The following is a 13,947-nucleotide window of genomic DNA, read 5'->3' on the forward strand; positions in this document are numbered from 1 at the left end:
CGGCGCGGCGCAGCGCTGTGACGCCGTTCCCTGCGGCAAAGGGAACTTTGCCTTGAGCTTGAGCGTCGGCAACTTGCCTTTCTAGCTTGGAATCGCTTGAGACGGCATCAGGAAGGCCGGCCCGGCGACGAACCGGGCGCCGGAACAAGAAAAGGAACCCGAGGATGGCGCTGCCCGAACGCGAGAGCATGGATTTCGACGTGGTCGTGGTGGGCGCCGGCCCGGCCGGCCTCGCCACCGCGATCCGCCTGAAGCAGCGCGCCGCCGAGATCGGCGAGGAGATCTCGGTCGTCGTCGTCGAGAAGGGCTCGGAGGTCGGCGCCCACATCCTGTCGGGGGCGGTGATCGACCCGATCGGCCTCGACCGGCTCCTGCCGGAGTGGCGCCAGGACCCGGAGCGGCCGCTCAAGACGGAGGTGCAGCGCGACGAGTTCATGATGCTCACCAAGAACAGCGGCATCACCCTGCCGAACGTGTTCTTCCCCAAGCTCATGTCGAACCACGGCAACTTCGTCGGCTCGCTCTCGAACGTCTGCAAGTACCTCGGCGCCCAGGCCGAGGCGCTCGGCGTCGAGATCTACCCGGGTTTCCCGGCCTCCGAGGTGCTGTTCGACGGCAACGGCGCCGTGGCGGGCGTCGCCACGGGCGATCTCGGCATCGGCCGGTCCGGCGAGCCGCGCGAGGACTACACCCGCGGCATGGAGCTGCGCGCCAAGTACACGGTGTTCGGCGAGGGCGCCCGCGGCAACCTGACCAAGGGTCTGATCCAGCGGTTCGAACTCAACCGGTACAGCGACCACTTCAAGTACGGGCTCGGCGTGAAGGAGCTCTGGCAGCTCGCGCCCGGCAAGTTCGAGCCCGGGCTGGTGCAGCACACGATGGGCTGGCCGCTGCCCAACAAGGCCGGCGGCGGCTCCTGGCTCTACCACTTCGATGACCACCTGCTCTCGGTCGGCTTCGTCACGCACCTGAACTACGAGAACCCGACCCTGTCGCCGTTCGAGGAGTTCCAGCGCTTCAAGACCCACCCGATGATCGCCGAGACGTTCGAGGGCGCCAAGCGCATCGGCTACGGCGCGCGCGCCATCATGGAGGGCGGCTGGCAATCGGTCCCCAAGCTGGTCTTCCCCGGCGGGTGCCTCGTCGGCTGCTCGGCCGGCTTCGTGAACGTGCCGCGGATCAAGGGCTCGCACAACGCGATCCTGTCCGGCATGCAGGCGGCCGACGCCATCGCGGACGCCCTGAAGGCGGGCCGCGCCGGCGACGAGCTCACCGCCTACGAGGCCGGATGGCGCGACAGCCCGATCGGGCAGGACCTGAAGGCGGTGCGCAACGTCAAGCCGCTCTGGTCCAAGTACGGCACGCTGGTCGGCGTCTGGCTCGGCGGGATCGACATGTGGGCGACCAGCATCCTCGGCGCCTCGCCGTTCGGCACGCTGTCCCACGGCAAGCCGGATCACGCCTGCCTCAAGCCGCTCTCGGAGGTGACGCCGATCGTCTACCCGAAGCCGGACGGCAAGCTGACCTTCGACCGGCTCTCCTCGGTCTACCTGTCGAACACCAACCACGAGGAGGACCAGCCGCCCCACCTCAAGGTCCGCGATATGGAGCTGCAGAAGCGCTCCGAGCACGACGTCTACGGCGGCCCGTCCGGCCGCTACTGCCCGGCCGGCGTCTACGAGTGGGTGGAGGATTCTTCAGCCCGCGACGGCGTGCGCTACCAGATCAACGCGCAGAACTGCGTCCACTGTAAGACCTGCGACATCAAGGATCCGAACCAGAACATCGACTGGGTGACGCCGGAGGGTCCGGGCGGGCCGAACTACCCGAACATGTGAGGTCAGCCCTCGGCCGAGGGGCCGAGGCTCACGTCTTTGCGAGCGCAGCGAAGCAATCCAGTGAACCGCTCCGTGGGCAGACGTCCCGCCGCCCTGGGTCGCTTCGCTGCGCTCGCGATGACGGGACGGCCGACCAACCCGGCCTCAACCCCCGCGCCATCCTTTCGCCTTGCGGGGCTGGCGGGATGGGTTCAGTGTCCCCAACGTTTTTTCGGGGATGCCCCGCCATTCTCGCGCCCGGCCCCCGACGGGCCGGCGCCCAGGAGCCGCGATCGGTTCATGATGATGACACGCGCCCGCCGGAGCGTTTCGGCGCTCGCCCTGCTGCTCGCCGCCGGGCTCCCGCAGACCGTGCTCGCCGCGCAGCCGAAGGAATCGACCCCGGTGCTCGACTACGAGCCCGCGGACTCGCTCGAGGGCAACTTCCTCTCCGCCTACATCGCGGGCGCGTCGCGGGACACGGCGGCGGCGGCGACCTTCTACCGCGAGGCGGTGAAGGCCGACCCGCGCAACGCGGAACTCGTCGAGCGCGCCTTCATCTCGCTGCTGGCCGATGGCGCCCTGCCGGACGCGTTCCGCACCGCCGAGAAGCTGATCGCCCGCGATCCGACCAACGGCCTCGCCAACCTCTCCCTCGGGGTGCGCCAGATCAAGGCCGGCCAGTGGGCCGCCGCCCGCCAGAACTTTTCCCGGAGCGGCCGGGGCGCCGCCACGGACCTGACCGCGACGCTGCTCACCGCCTGGTCCTACGCGGGCGCCGGCGACAGCAAGAAGGCGCTGGAGACGGTCAACAAGCTCCGGGGTGAGCGCTACTACAACACCTTCCGGGACTACCATGCCGGCCTGATCGCCTCGGTGACCGGCGACAACGCAGAGGCCGAGCGCCGCCTCAAGGCCGCCTACGACGCCGACCACAACACCCTGCGCATCGTCGACGCCTACGCCCGCATGGAGGCCAGCCTCGGCCGCACCGACCTGGCGATCCAGGCCTATTCCGACTTCGACCAGCTCTCGCCGCGCCACCCGCTGGTGCGCGACGCCCTCGAGAAGCTGAAGGACGGCAAGCCGCTCACGCGGCTGATCGGCACCGCCCAGGAGGGCGCCGCCGAGGTGCTGTACGGGCTGGGCTCCGCCGGCTCGACCCAGGGCGACGAGCTGCCCGCGGTGATCTACCTGCGGCTCGCCCTCTACCTCGCCCCCGACCACGCGCTGGCCCGGCTGACGCTCGCCGACACGCTCGACCGGATGAAGCAGCCCGAGCGCGCCAACGAGGCCTACGCGCAGATCCCGGCCAATTCCCCGCTCAAGCTCAACGCCGACATCCAGATCGGCCTGAACCTGGAGCAGATGGGCAAGGGCGACGAGGCGCTGGCCCATCTCGACGCGGCGATGAAGGCCCACCCGGACGACATCGACGTCATCACCGCGCTGGGCAACGTGCAGCGCGCCCGCAAGAAGTACGAGGAGGCGGCGGCCACCTACACCCGCGCCATCGACCTGATCGGGAACCGGCCGCAATCCAACTACTGGACGACCTACTATTTCCGCGGCACTGCCTACGAGCGCGCCAAGCAGTGGCCGAAGGCCGAGGCCGACCTGAAGAAGGCCCTGTCCCTGGTGCCGGCCAACCAGCCGGCCGCCAAGGCCCAGGTGATGAACTACCTCGGCTATTCCTGGGTCGACCAGAACATCAACATCGACGAGGCGTTCAAGCTGCTGCAGCAGGCCGCCGACGCGAGCCCGCGGGACGGCATGATCGTCGACAGCCTCGGCTGGGCCTATTACCGCCTCGGCCGCTGGGACGACGCGGTGCGCGAGCTGGAGAAGGCGGTCGAGCTGAAGCCCGGCGATCCGACCATCAACGACCACCTCGGCGACGCCTACTGGCGCTCGGGCCGGCGCCTCGAGGGCAAGTTCCAGTGGCAGCACGCCAAGGACCTGAACCCCGAGCCGGACGACCTCACCCAGATCAACGCGAAGCTGAAGGACGGGCTGCCCGACATCGAGAAGCCCACCGCCACCGCCGAGACGGTGCCGGCCCCGGTCGCCGCCCCGCACAATCCCGACAACCCGGAACTCCCGAAGGGCGCGCCCCAGCCGCACGAGGCGCCGGGCTCCGCCGACAAGGCCAAGAAGTCGGGGGGCTAGGCCTCCCGCCAAGTCCCGCCTCGGGGCGGTGCGGCTGCCGCGCCGTCCCGACGATGCGCGGGCCATTTCGGGACGCGAGGCCGCGAGATCCGGCCCGCGCCCGCCGCCCTGTCGCGGCTTCGGGCGCCCGCGCTGCGGCCCGGAGGCCGTAGGTCGAGCGACCTAATTGCCCACCGATCCGCGCCCGCTATCGTCGCGCCTCCGCAACGTTCCGGAGTGCGACGTGAGAGCGCTGAAGCCTGTCTGTGTCCTGCTGGTCCTCGCCTGCGCGGGGTCCGGGATCGGGGCCGATCCCGCGCGGGCGCAGGACGCGGCGGCGGCGCCGAAGGCCTTCGCGCTCGATTCCGTTCCCGTCTCGGCCGCGCCGCTCGGCCGCTTTCCCTACTTCGCGCTGCCCGACGGCTACCAGCCGGTGAACCCGCCCGAGACGCGGGAATTCGGGCATTTCCTGTTCTGGACCGGCGCGGCGCTCCACGAGGTCGAAGGCAAGGTCTTCCAGTCCCTGATCGGTCCCAAGGACGGCAAGACCTACTCCGCCTACGAGCTGAAGAAGAACATCGAGGCCGTGCTGACGCAGGCCGGCGGCCGGAAGATCGCCGACGGCCGGATCCCCAACTCCGTGACGGAGACGCTGCCGGAGGAGATCCGGATCGGGATGTATGAGGGCCTGGGCGACATCTACAACGTGCCCGCCCAGACCTGGGTGATCCGCCGGCCGGACCGGCAAATCTGGGTGCATTTCGTGCCCGACAGCTTCACCGCGGCCTGGACGATCCTCGAGACGAAGCCGTTCGTGCAGACCGCCGGCCTCCTGCCCGCCGAGCGGCTGAAGCAGGATCTCGACAAGACCGGGAGGGCGGTGATCCAGGTCAACTTTGCCACCGACAGGACCGAGATCCTGCCGGCCTCCGCCCCGCAGATCGACGCGGTGGCGGCCCTGCTGCGGACGGATCCCGGCCTGCGGCTCGCGATCAACGGCTACACGGACGGGACCGGGGCCGCTTCGCATAACCAAGCCCTATCCGACGGCCGTGCCAGAGCGGTCATGGCGAGGCTCGTCGGCGCCGGCATCGCGAAGGACCGGCTGAAGGCCAAGGGCTTCGGTTCAGCCAGCCCGGTCGCCGCGGACGACAGCGAGGCGGGGCGGGCGCAGAACCGGCGCGTCGAGCTGGTCAAGTTCTGAGCGGCGCGGGCACGCGAAGACCCCCGCCGGCCGGGCTCGGACGGACCATCCGGGAGCGCTCCGGCGTCGGAGCGGGGGACAGCGCGATCGACAAGAGTATTTTGTCCGCCAGCTCATAAAAATCGACGCGCATTTTCGCGAGCTTTGACGCACAGTGCGTGGCCGTTCGCGGGCGGCCACGCCGCGTCCCGCCCGGCAGGAGATTCGCACGGCAAGAGCCGGCGGGCGGGCACGTGCCCGCGACCCAGGGAGGAAGGCCCATGCCGTCAGACATCGAGATCGCCCGCGCCGCGACCCTGAAGCCGATCGCGCAGGTCGCCGAGAAGCTCGGCATCCCGGATGACGCGCTCCACAATTACGGCAAGCACATCGCCAAGATCGACCACGGCTACATCGCCGGGCTGGAGAGCCGGAAGCCCGGCAAGCTCGTGCTGGTCACCGCGATCTCCCCGACGCCCGCGGGCGAGGGCAAGACCACCACCACGGTGGGCCTGGGCGACGCCCTGAACCGCATCGGCGAGAAGACCATGATCTGCCTGCGCGAGCCCTCGCTCGGGCCGTGCTTCGGCATGAAGGGCGGCGCGGCCGGCGGCGGCAAGGCGCAGGTCGTGCCGATGGAGCAGATCAACCTGCACTTCACCGGCGACTTCCACGCCATCACGTCGGCCCACAGCCTCGCGGCCGCGCTGATCGACAACCACGTCTACTGGGCGAACGAGCTCAACATCGACGTGCGCCGCATCCACTGGCGCCGGGTCGTCGACATGAACGACCGGGCCCTGCGCGCGATCAACCAGTCGCTCGGCGGCGTCGCCAACGGCTTCCCCCGCGAGGACGGGTTCGACATCACGGTGGCCTCCGAGGTGATGGCGGTGTTCTGCCTCGCCAAGGACCTCGCCGACCTGGAGGAGCGCCTCGGCCGGATCGTCATCGCCGAGACCCGCGACCGCAAGCTCGTCACCCTCAAGGACGTGAAGGCCACCGGCGCCATGACGGTGCTGCTCAAGGACGCCCTGCAGCCGAACCTCGTGCAGACCCTCGAGGGCAACCCGGCGCTGATCCACGGCGGCCCCTTCGCCAACATCGCCCACGGCTGCAACTCGGTGATCGCCACGCGGGCCGGCCTGCGGCTCGCCGACTACACGGTGACGGAGGCCGGCTTCGGCGCCGATCTCGGCGCCGAGAAGTTCCTGGACATCAAGTGCCGGCAGGCGGGCCTGACCCCCTCGGCCGTGGTGGTGGTGGCGACGGTCCGCGCCCTCAAGATGCACGGCGGCGTCGACAAGAAGAACCTCGGGTCCGAGAACATCGACGCCCTGGAGAAGGGTTTCGCCAATCTCGCCCGTCACGTCACCAACCTGCGCGGCTTCGGCCTGCCGGTGGTGGTCGGCGTCAACCACTTCCACGCCGACACCGACGCCGAGCATGCCAAGCTCAAGGACCTGTGCCGCGAGCGGCTCGACGTGGAGGCGATCACCTGCCGCCACTGGGCCGAGGGCGGCGCCGGGGCCGAGGAACTCGCCCGGGCGGTGGTGAAGCTCAGCCAGGCCGAGCCGGCGCCGATCCGCCACGCCTACGAGACCGAGAGCCGGCTCACCGACAAGATCCGGGCGATCGCCACCAAGCTGTACGGCGCCGCCGACATCCAGATCGAGACCAAGGCCGCCGGCAAGCTCGCCACCTTCGAGAAGGACGGCTACGGCCACCTGCCGATCTGCATGGCCAAGACCCAGTACTCGTTCTCCACCGACCCGACCCTGATGGGCGCCCCCGAGGGCCACATCGTCGGCGTGCGCGACGTCCGGCTCTCGGCCGGCGCGGGCTTCGTGGTGGCGATCTGCGGGGAGATCATGACCATGCCGGGCCTGCCCCGGGTGCCGGCCGCCGACACGATCCGGCTCGACGCCAACGGGCAGATCGACGGGCTGTTCTGAGAAACGTCGCGCGGGGCTCGCCCACGGGCGGGCCCCGCCGTTCGTCGTTGCGAGCGGAGCGAAGCAATCCAGGGACACACCGCATCCGGAGATCGCGCGCTGCCCTGGGTCGCTGCGCTCGCGATGACGGAGCGGGTCGGATCAGGGGCCGCCCCTACGCGTCCCCGAACAAGTCCACCGCCAACCGGGAATGCGCCTCGCGCAGCATCCCGGTATCGACCCCGAGCGGCTGCCCGTCGATCACCCGCCAGCGCCCCGCGACCATCACCCGGTCGGCCCGGGTGGCGCCGCACAGGACGAGCGCCGCCAGCGGGTCGTGGGCGCCGGAGAAGCGCAGCTCGTCCAGGGTGAACAGGGCGAGGTCCGCCTCGCGGCCCGGCGCGATCCGGCCGATATCGGAGCGGCCGAGGCAGGCGGCCGAGCCCTCGGTCGCCCAGCGCAGGGCGTCGAGATGCGTCACGGCCTCCGCCCCGTAGGTGAGCCGGTTGATCATGAGGGCGTGGCGCACCCCCTCCATCAGGTTCGAGCTGTCGTTCGAGGCCGAGCCGTCGACGCCGAGGCCGACGGGCGCGCCCGCCGCCTCCAACTCGCAGGTGCGGCAGCGGCCCGAGGCCAGGGTCATGTTCGAGGTCGGGCAGTGGCAGACACCGACGCCGGCCGCGCCGAGCCGCGCGACTTCGGCATCGGTGAAGTGGATGCCGTGGGCGAGCCAGACCCGGTCGCTCAGCCAGCCGACCTCTTCGAGGTACTCCACCGGGCGGCAGCCGAACATCTGCTGGCAATAGGCCTCCTCGTCGCGCGTCTCGCCGAGATGGGTGTGCAGCCGGCACCCCCTGCGGGCGGCGAGCTCCGCGCTCGCGCGCATCAGGCGCTCGGTCACCGAGAAGGGCGAGCAGGGGGCGAGGGCGATCTGCACCATCGCCCCGGAGGCGGGATCGTGGAACAGGTTCAGCACCCGCTCGCAGTCCGAGAGGATCGCGTCGTCGTCCTGGGTCAGGGCCGCGGGCGACAGGCCGCCCGCCCGGTCCGACAGGCTCAGGGATCCGCGGGTGAGCGCGGCCCGGATCCCGAGGTCGCGGGCCTCCGCGACCTGGATGTCCATCGACGCCTCGAGGCCCTTCGGGAACAGGTAGTGGTGGTCGCCCGCCGTGGTGCAGCCCGAGAGCAGCAGCTCGGTGAAGGCGACCCGCGTGGCGAGCCGGAACGCCTCCGGGGTGATCCGTCCCCAGACCGTGTAGAGCGCCTCCAGCCAGGGGAAGAGCGGCTTGTTGAGCGCCAGCGGATGGGCGCGGGTCAGCGTCTGGAAGGCGTGGTGGTGGGTGTTGATCAGCCCCGGGATGACCACGTGGCGCGACGCGTCGAAGGTCGCGTCCACGGGCGCGGCGGGCCGCGCGCCCGCCGGCACGCACTCGACGATCCGGGTGCCCGCCACCACGATCCCGCCGCCGGCGCCCTCGGCCAGGACGGCGCGCGGGTCGCGGATCCAGAGGCGTCCCGATCCCGGTTCCCCTGCCTCGGCCATGCGCGTCCGCTCCCGTCGCCCGAGGGCCTGCGTAGCGGAGGCGTCGGACCGGGGGCAATCCCGCGGGTACACGCTTGAGGATCCGGGGCGGTCGGCGCCCCGGCCGCCCCGGCCAGGGTTGACGGGCCCCGGCCGCCTTGAGAAACGTCATGGGGACTGACCTATCACCCGTTGGGAGCGGCCGCGCCGTGACACGGACAGCCCCGCGCGAGGAGATGTTCGCGCCGAAACCCGTCCCGGGCGCCGCGCCGGCCGCCCTCGGCAGCGACGACCTGATCGAGCTCCTGTTCTTCGCCTACCGGGACTTCGTCGGCGATCCGGACAGGATCCTGGCCGATTACGGGTTCGGCCGCGCCCACCACCGGGTGCTGCACTTCGTCGACCGGTACCCGGGCCTGACGATCGCCGAGCTCCTCGACATCCTGCGCATCACCAAGCAGAGCCTGAACCGGGTGCTCAAGGACCTGATCGGGCAGGGCTACGTCGCGCAGAAGCCCGGATCCAGCGACCGGCGCCAGCGCCTCCTGTACTGCACCGAGGCCGGCGCCGGGCTCGCGGCCGACCTGACGCGGGTCCAGGCCCGCCGCCTCGCCCGGGCGCTCGCGGCGCCGGATGCCCGGGGCTCCCCGGAGGACTTCCTGATGGCGATGATCGAGCCGGAGGACCGGCCGGCGGTCCAGCGCCTGATGGCGCGGCGCGGGGGCGGGGCCGAGGGGCGCCTCGACGCGGAGGAGCCCGCGTGAGCCACGCCGCCCGGTCCGACCTGCCCGACGAGGCGCCCCACGTCCTCGTGGTCGACGACGACCGCCGCCTGCGCGAATTGCTCGCCCGCTACCTCACCGACCAGGGCTTCCGGGTCACCGCGGCGGCGAGCGCCGCGGAGGCGCGGGCCCGGGCCCAGAGCGTCGTGTTCGACGCCATGGTCCTCGACGTGATGATGCCCGGCGAGAACGGCTTCGACTACGCGCGCAGCGTCCGCGAGACCTCGCGCGTGCCGATCCTGATGCTCACGGCCCGCTCCAACCCGAACGACCGGGTGATGGGGCTGGAGATCGGCGCGGACGATTACCTGCCGAAGCCGTTCGAGCCGCGGGAGCTGACGCTGCGGCTCAACAACATCATCAAGCGCAGCGTGCGGCCCCGCGCGGCCTCCGCCGAGGCCGTGACCTTCGGGCCCTTCGCGTTCCGGATCGACCGGGGCGAGCTGCGCCGGGACGACGAGCTGATCCGCATCACCGAGCGCGAGCGCGAGATCCTGACGATCCTGGCGACGGCGGGCGGCGCCAATGTCGAGCGCGAGCAGCTCGCCGGTCCGGGCGGCGCGGCGGCGGAGCGCACCGTCGACGTGCAGATCAACCGCCTGCGTCGCAAGACCGAGGTCGATCCCGCCAACCCGGTCTTCCTGCAGACCGTGCGGGGCGTCGGCTACCGGCTCGCGGTGGATTGAGCTGCCCGCGGGCCGCCGCCGGGCGGCTCAGACCACCCGCGGCGTGTCGGGCTTCAGCTTGAGGGCCTTGGCGATCCGGGTGGACAGGCTCCCCACGATCGCGAGGCTGGCCGAGGGGCCGGCGAGGGCGCGGACGGCCTCCAGCGCCTCCTCGGCGCTGGGCTTCATCACGGCGTAGACCGTGGCGCCGGGCGCCGCGCCGGCGCCCTCCGCGGTGACGGAGACGAGGAAGGTCGTGTGGCGTCGCCGCGGGCGTCCAGGCATGGTCCAGCATTTGGCATGTCGGCTAACCATCACCAATGCCTGAGACCCGGAGCCGGCCGGGAAACCGCACGCACCCGGCACGATAACCCGTGCCGGGTCTCTCAGATCAGGGCAAGGTCGATGCCGGGAAGCCGCAGCCCGTCGAGGCGCGTGCGCCAGCGCTGACCGGAGGCGACGGGCAGCGCGTCCGTCAGCGTGCCCGTCGTGACGACAGTCCCGGCGTCGAGCGGTGGGGCCACCGGATCGTTAGCCAGCGCATCGACGAGGTGGGCCAGGGCTGCGAGCGGCCCCGTCCCGAGCACGCAGCCGCCGCCGCCCCGGTCCGCGACGGCCCCGTCCCGCAGCAGCTCGGCGGTGAAGCCGGCGAGCTCGCCGAGCCAGGCCGATCGCGCGTCAGCGGCGATCCGCACCCGCTCGCCCACCACCAGCAGCCCGTGCAGCCCGAAGGCCGCGACGGTGTCGGGCGCCGCGAAGCGCCAGCCCGGATAGAGCGACTGCACGATCTCGAAGCCGCTCGCCGCCCAGTCGAGGCAGGCGATCAGCGCTGCGGCATCCATGCCGGGCTCGGGCGCGCGCGCCAGCCCGAACACGATCTCCGGCTCGATCCGCGGCTCGACGAAGGCGGCGAGCGGCACCGGTTCCGACAGCGCGGCCCGGTCGCGCAGGGTCGTGTCGTAGACGTGCCCCCAGATCGGCGCGCGGACGCCGTAGCGCTCCCACAGGGTCGTGTTGGTGAAGCCGATCTTGTAGCCGACCGGCCGCTCGCCGCGCGCCGCGCGCAGGACCCGGACCGCCTCGGCCACCCGGTAGGCCGCCGGCAGGTCGAGGGCCGGATCCCAGTCGGTCAGCGGCGCGATCGGGCGGCGATGCTCGTGCGCGGAGAGGATCGTGCGGGCATGGGCCGCGGCGGAGATCGGCTCGGTCATCGGCGCACGGCGTGAGGGCCGACGGGGCGGCACCCGCGCCGGGCCGCCTCGATCGCGGCCGACTGATCTTACCCGAGGTGACCGTCGCCGGGAACGCGCGCTCTGTCGCTGCGCCGCCGACGCTCGCCGGCCCGTCCCCCGCGCCGAGCGCGCCCGGGGCGTTCGCTCCCGGCTCGGCCGCCCGCAGCATATTTTCATTAGAGGAATACCAAAATACGTTTCTTAAAGATGTGTCATCGGAGGCACATACTGCTCACGGATCCGTGATAGCTGGGCATCGGTGCGTATCTTCGCCCAGTAATTCCTGTTTAGAGTCGGTATAATGTCGAGATATGTCAATGAACGGGCCGCGTCGCGCGCGTTCGATCGCGCGGAGAGGCTGCTCCGGATCGGGTTTGTATCGTCGACATCTATACTCACGCTCGGGGCGGCCGCGCTCGCCCAGCCCGCGCCCGTCCAGCCGGCGCCCGCCACGGAGATCGAGCTGTCCGAACTCAGCGTGAGTGGCGAGGCGCGCGCGCGCAGCCTGAACAGCGATCTGTACGGGCGCGGCGGGGCGACCGGGCCGGTGCCCGGCTACGTCGCCAGCCGCAGCACGGTCGGCACGAAGACCGACACGCCGATCCTGGAGACGGCGCAGTCGGTCTCGGTCATCGGGCGCCAGCAGATCGAGGATCAGAACGCCCTGACCATCAACCAGGCGCTGCGCTTCACGCCGAGCGTCACCACCGAGCAGCGGGGCGGCGCCGGCTCGACGCGCCTGGAGCAGTTCTACATCCGCGGCTTCACCGCGCCGATCTTCCTCGACAACATGGCGCTGCCCGGTAACCGCGACGCTTTCCCCAGCGTCGATCCCTACCGCCTGGAGCGGGTCGACATCATCAAGGGGCCGGCCTCGGTCCTCTACGGGCAGTCCGGTCCGGGCGGCCTCGTCAACCTCGTCTCGAAGGTCCCGCAATTCGTCCGCCACGGCGAGATCTTCGTCCAGGGCGGCGGCTTCAGCGAGGTCCGCGGCGGCTTCGACGTCGGCGGCCCGATCGCGTCCGACATCCCGGGTCTCGCCGACCAGTTCGCCTACCGGGTCATCGGCCTCGGCTGGAACGGCGACGGCCCGGCCGTGACCACCAAGGTCGAGCGCGCCTTCATCAACCCGAGCCTCACGTGGCGGCCCTCCGCCGACACCTCGCTCACGGTCATCGCCAACTACCAGCGCGACCCGTTCTCGGGCTTCTACGGCGGCTTCCCGGCCGTCGGCACGGTGTTCCCGCGCAATTTCGGCAGCGGCGTCTTCGGCCGGCTGCCGGTGAACTTCTACGACGGCGACCGCAATATCGAGCGCTCCGACCGCACGCAGGCCTCCGTCGAGTACCTGTTCGACCACCGGATCACCGAGAACCTGCGCTTCCACTCGGCCGGCCGCTATCTGCGCTCGAACGGCGACTACCGCAGCGTGTTCACGACCTTCGGCGACGTCAACGGCCCGTACACGAGCGGCCCGATCATCGGCCGGTCGGTCGGCGGCACCCAGGTCGACATCGAAGCCTACACGATGGACAACAACTTCATCGCCGATTTCGACACCGGCCCGATCGCCCACACGGCGCTGCTCGGCGTCGACCACCGGACCTTCAGCACGCGGTCCGTCACCGGCCCGTTCCCGGCGACGACGAGCCTGAACGCCCTCGCCCCCGACCACGACCTGCCGATCCGGTTCCCCGCCTTCACGTCGACCTCGCGGATCGACGCGCAGCAGACCGGCGTGTACTTCCAGGATCAGGCGAAGTTCGACCGCTTCATCCTGACGCTCGGCGGCCGCTACGACACCGCCCGGCAGACCGGCCCGACCCGCACCTTCGCGCCGAACGGGCTGACCATCCAGGACGTCCCGGCCGAGGCCTTCACCGGCCGCGCCAGCCTGCTCTACCTGTTCGACAGCGGCGTCGCCCCGTACGTCTCCTACAGCGAGGCGTTCGAGCCGATCGTCAACGGGCGGATCTTCGACGCGGCCTTCGGCTCGGCCGGGCGCATCCCCGTCCCGATCGCCAGCAACCAGTACGAGGCCGGCATCAAGTACCAGCCGCCCGGCACCGACATCCTGCTGACCACCGCGTTCTTCGACATCCGCCGCTCGAACGCCACCACCACCGACCCGGTCAATCCCGGCTTCGTCGTGCAGACCGGCGAGGTCGGCGTGCAGGGCGTCGAGTTCGAGGCGCGGGCCACCCTCGCCGAGGGCCTCAGCCTGATCGGCGGCTTCTCGCTCCTCGACATCCGCAACGTCCGCGACACCGGCTTCACCACGAACGACCTGACCCGCCGGCAGGTGCCGCTCCAGGGCCTGCGGCCGGTGCAGGTGCCGGACACGACGGCCTCGCTGTTCGTCGACTACCGCTTCACCGACGGCCCGCTCATCGGCCTCGGCCTCGGCGGCGGCGTGCGCTACCTCGGCCCGTCCTGGGGCGATCCCGCCAACACGTTCCAGGTGCCCGAGAGCGTGCTGGTCGACGCCGTCGCCTCCTACGACATGAAGCACCTCGACCCGCGGCTCGCCGGCCTCAGCGCGCAGATCAACGTGCAGAACCTGCTCGACGAGCGCTACGTGACCGGCTGCTTCACCTACTCGGGTTGCTATTACGGCCTGCCGCGCACGGTCTACGCGACCCTGCGCTACCGCTGGTGAGGCGG

10 protein-coding genes are annotated in these 13,947 nt (G+C 71.1%); 7 read left to right on the forward strand and 3 right to left on the reverse strand.

The features are described 5' to 3' along the window. The first annotated feature begins 164 nt into the window (after positions 1-164). The 4 genes from ACLBYB_RS27995 (at position 165) to ACLBYB_RS28010 (ending at position 7,103) form a co-directional block, all read left to right on the forward strand. Entirely contained in the window at positions 165-1,838 is a 1,674-nt protein-coding gene (locus tag ACLBYB_RS27995) for an electron transfer flavoprotein-ubiquinone oxidoreductase (RefSeq protein ID WP_447700725.1), read from the forward strand. Positions 1,839-2,117: 279 nt separating this feature from the next. Then, entirely contained in the window at positions 2,118-3,986 is a 1,869-nt protein-coding gene (locus ACLBYB_RS28000; RefSeq protein ID WP_020094312.1) for a tetratricopeptide repeat protein, read from the forward strand. Between the two features lie 223 nt (positions 3,987-4,209). Beyond that, positions 4,210-5,169: an OmpA family protein gene (locus tag ACLBYB_RS28005; RefSeq protein WP_447700726.1), complete on the forward strand. Its 960-nt coding sequence runs from the start codon at positions 4,210-4,212 to the stop codon at positions 5,167-5,169. Between the two features lie 260 nt (positions 5,170-5,429). Next, positions 5,430-7,103, forward strand: a complete 1,674-nt coding sequence (locus ACLBYB_RS28010) for a formate--tetrahydrofolate ligase (RefSeq protein ID WP_020094314.1) — start codon at positions 5,430-5,432, stop codon at positions 7,101-7,103. A gap of 154 nt (positions 7,104-7,257) precedes the next feature. Here ACLBYB_RS28010 and ACLBYB_RS28015 read toward each other — a convergent pair whose 3' ends face one another. Continuing rightward, entirely contained in the window at positions 7,258-8,625 is a 1,368-nt protein-coding gene (locus ACLBYB_RS28015) for an 8-oxoguanine deaminase (RefSeq protein WP_447700727.1), read from the reverse strand. A gap of 215 nt (positions 8,626-8,840) precedes the next feature. Here ACLBYB_RS28015 and ACLBYB_RS28020 point away from each other — a divergent pair, with 215 nt between their 5' ends. Then, entirely contained in the window at positions 8,841-9,368 is a 528-nt protein-coding gene (locus tag ACLBYB_RS28020) for a MarR family winged helix-turn-helix transcriptional regulator (RefSeq protein ID WP_091682725.1), read from the forward strand. After that, a complete protein-coding gene (locus tag ACLBYB_RS28025; protein ID WP_020094318.1) occupies positions 9,365-10,072 on the forward strand; it encodes a response regulator in 708 nt (235 codons plus the stop codon). Before ACLBYB_RS28020 ends, ACLBYB_RS28025 begins: the two co-directional genes overlap by 4 nt. 27 nt (positions 10,073-10,099) lie before the next feature. On the opposite strand, the gene ACLBYB_RS28030 is transcribed toward ACLBYB_RS28025, so the two are convergent. Together ACLBYB_RS28030 and ACLBYB_RS28035 are read right to left on the reverse strand one after the other, a co-directional pair. After that, positions 10,100-10,336 (reverse strand): hypothetical protein, encoded by a 237-nt coding sequence (locus ACLBYB_RS28030; RefSeq protein ID WP_056533491.1) that lies wholly within the window; start codon positions 10,334-10,336, stop codon positions 10,100-10,102. 101 nt (positions 10,337-10,437) lie between these two features. After that, entirely contained in the window at positions 10,438-11,262 is an 825-nt protein-coding gene (locus tag ACLBYB_RS28035) for a 2-keto-4-pentenoate hydratase (RefSeq protein WP_447700728.1), read from the reverse strand. A gap of 322 nt (positions 11,263-11,584) precedes the next feature. Here ACLBYB_RS28035 and ACLBYB_RS28040 point away from each other — a divergent pair, with 322 nt between their 5' ends. Next, positions 11,585-13,942, forward strand: coding sequence for a TonB-dependent siderophore receptor (locus ACLBYB_RS28040; RefSeq protein WP_447700729.1), 2,358 nt, complete (start codon positions 11,585-11,587; stop codon positions 13,940-13,942). Positions 13,943-13,947 lie beyond the last annotated feature (5 nt).

The organism is Methylobacterium sp. D54C, assembly GCF_053345595.1.

Excerpts from the sequence above, each read along its gene's own strand:
- ACLBYB_RS28015 (WP_447700727.1), bottom strand. The coding sequence starts at position 8,625 with ATGGCCGAGGCAGGGGAACCGGGATCGGGACGCCTCTGGATCCGCGAC.
- ACLBYB_RS28010 (WP_020094314.1), top strand. The coding sequence starts at position 5,430 with ATGCCGTCAGACATCGAGATCGCCCGCGCCGCGACCCTGAAGCCGATC.
- ACLBYB_RS28020 (WP_091682725.1), top strand. The coding sequence starts at position 8,841 with ATGTTCGCGCCGAAACCCGTCCCGGGCGCCGCGCCGGCCGCCCTCGGC.
- ACLBYB_RS28035 (WP_447700728.1), bottom strand. The coding sequence starts at position 11,262 with ATGACCGAGCCGATCTCCGCCGCGGCCCATGCCCGCACGATCCTCTCC.
- ACLBYB_RS27995 (WP_447700725.1), top strand. The coding sequence starts at position 165 with ATGGCGCTGCCCGAACGCGAGAGCATGGATTTCGACGTGGTCGTGGTG.
- ACLBYB_RS28000 (WP_020094312.1), top strand. The coding sequence starts at position 2,118 with ATGATGATGACACGCGCCCGCCGGAGCGTTTCGGCGCTCGCCCTGCTG.
- ACLBYB_RS28030 (WP_056533491.1), bottom strand. The coding sequence starts at position 10,336 with ATGCCTGGACGCCCGCGGCGACGCCACACGACCTTCCTCGTCTCCGTC.
- ACLBYB_RS28040 (WP_447700729.1), top strand. The coding sequence starts at position 11,585 with ATGTCGAGATATGTCAATGAACGGGCCGCGTCGCGCGCGTTCGATCGC.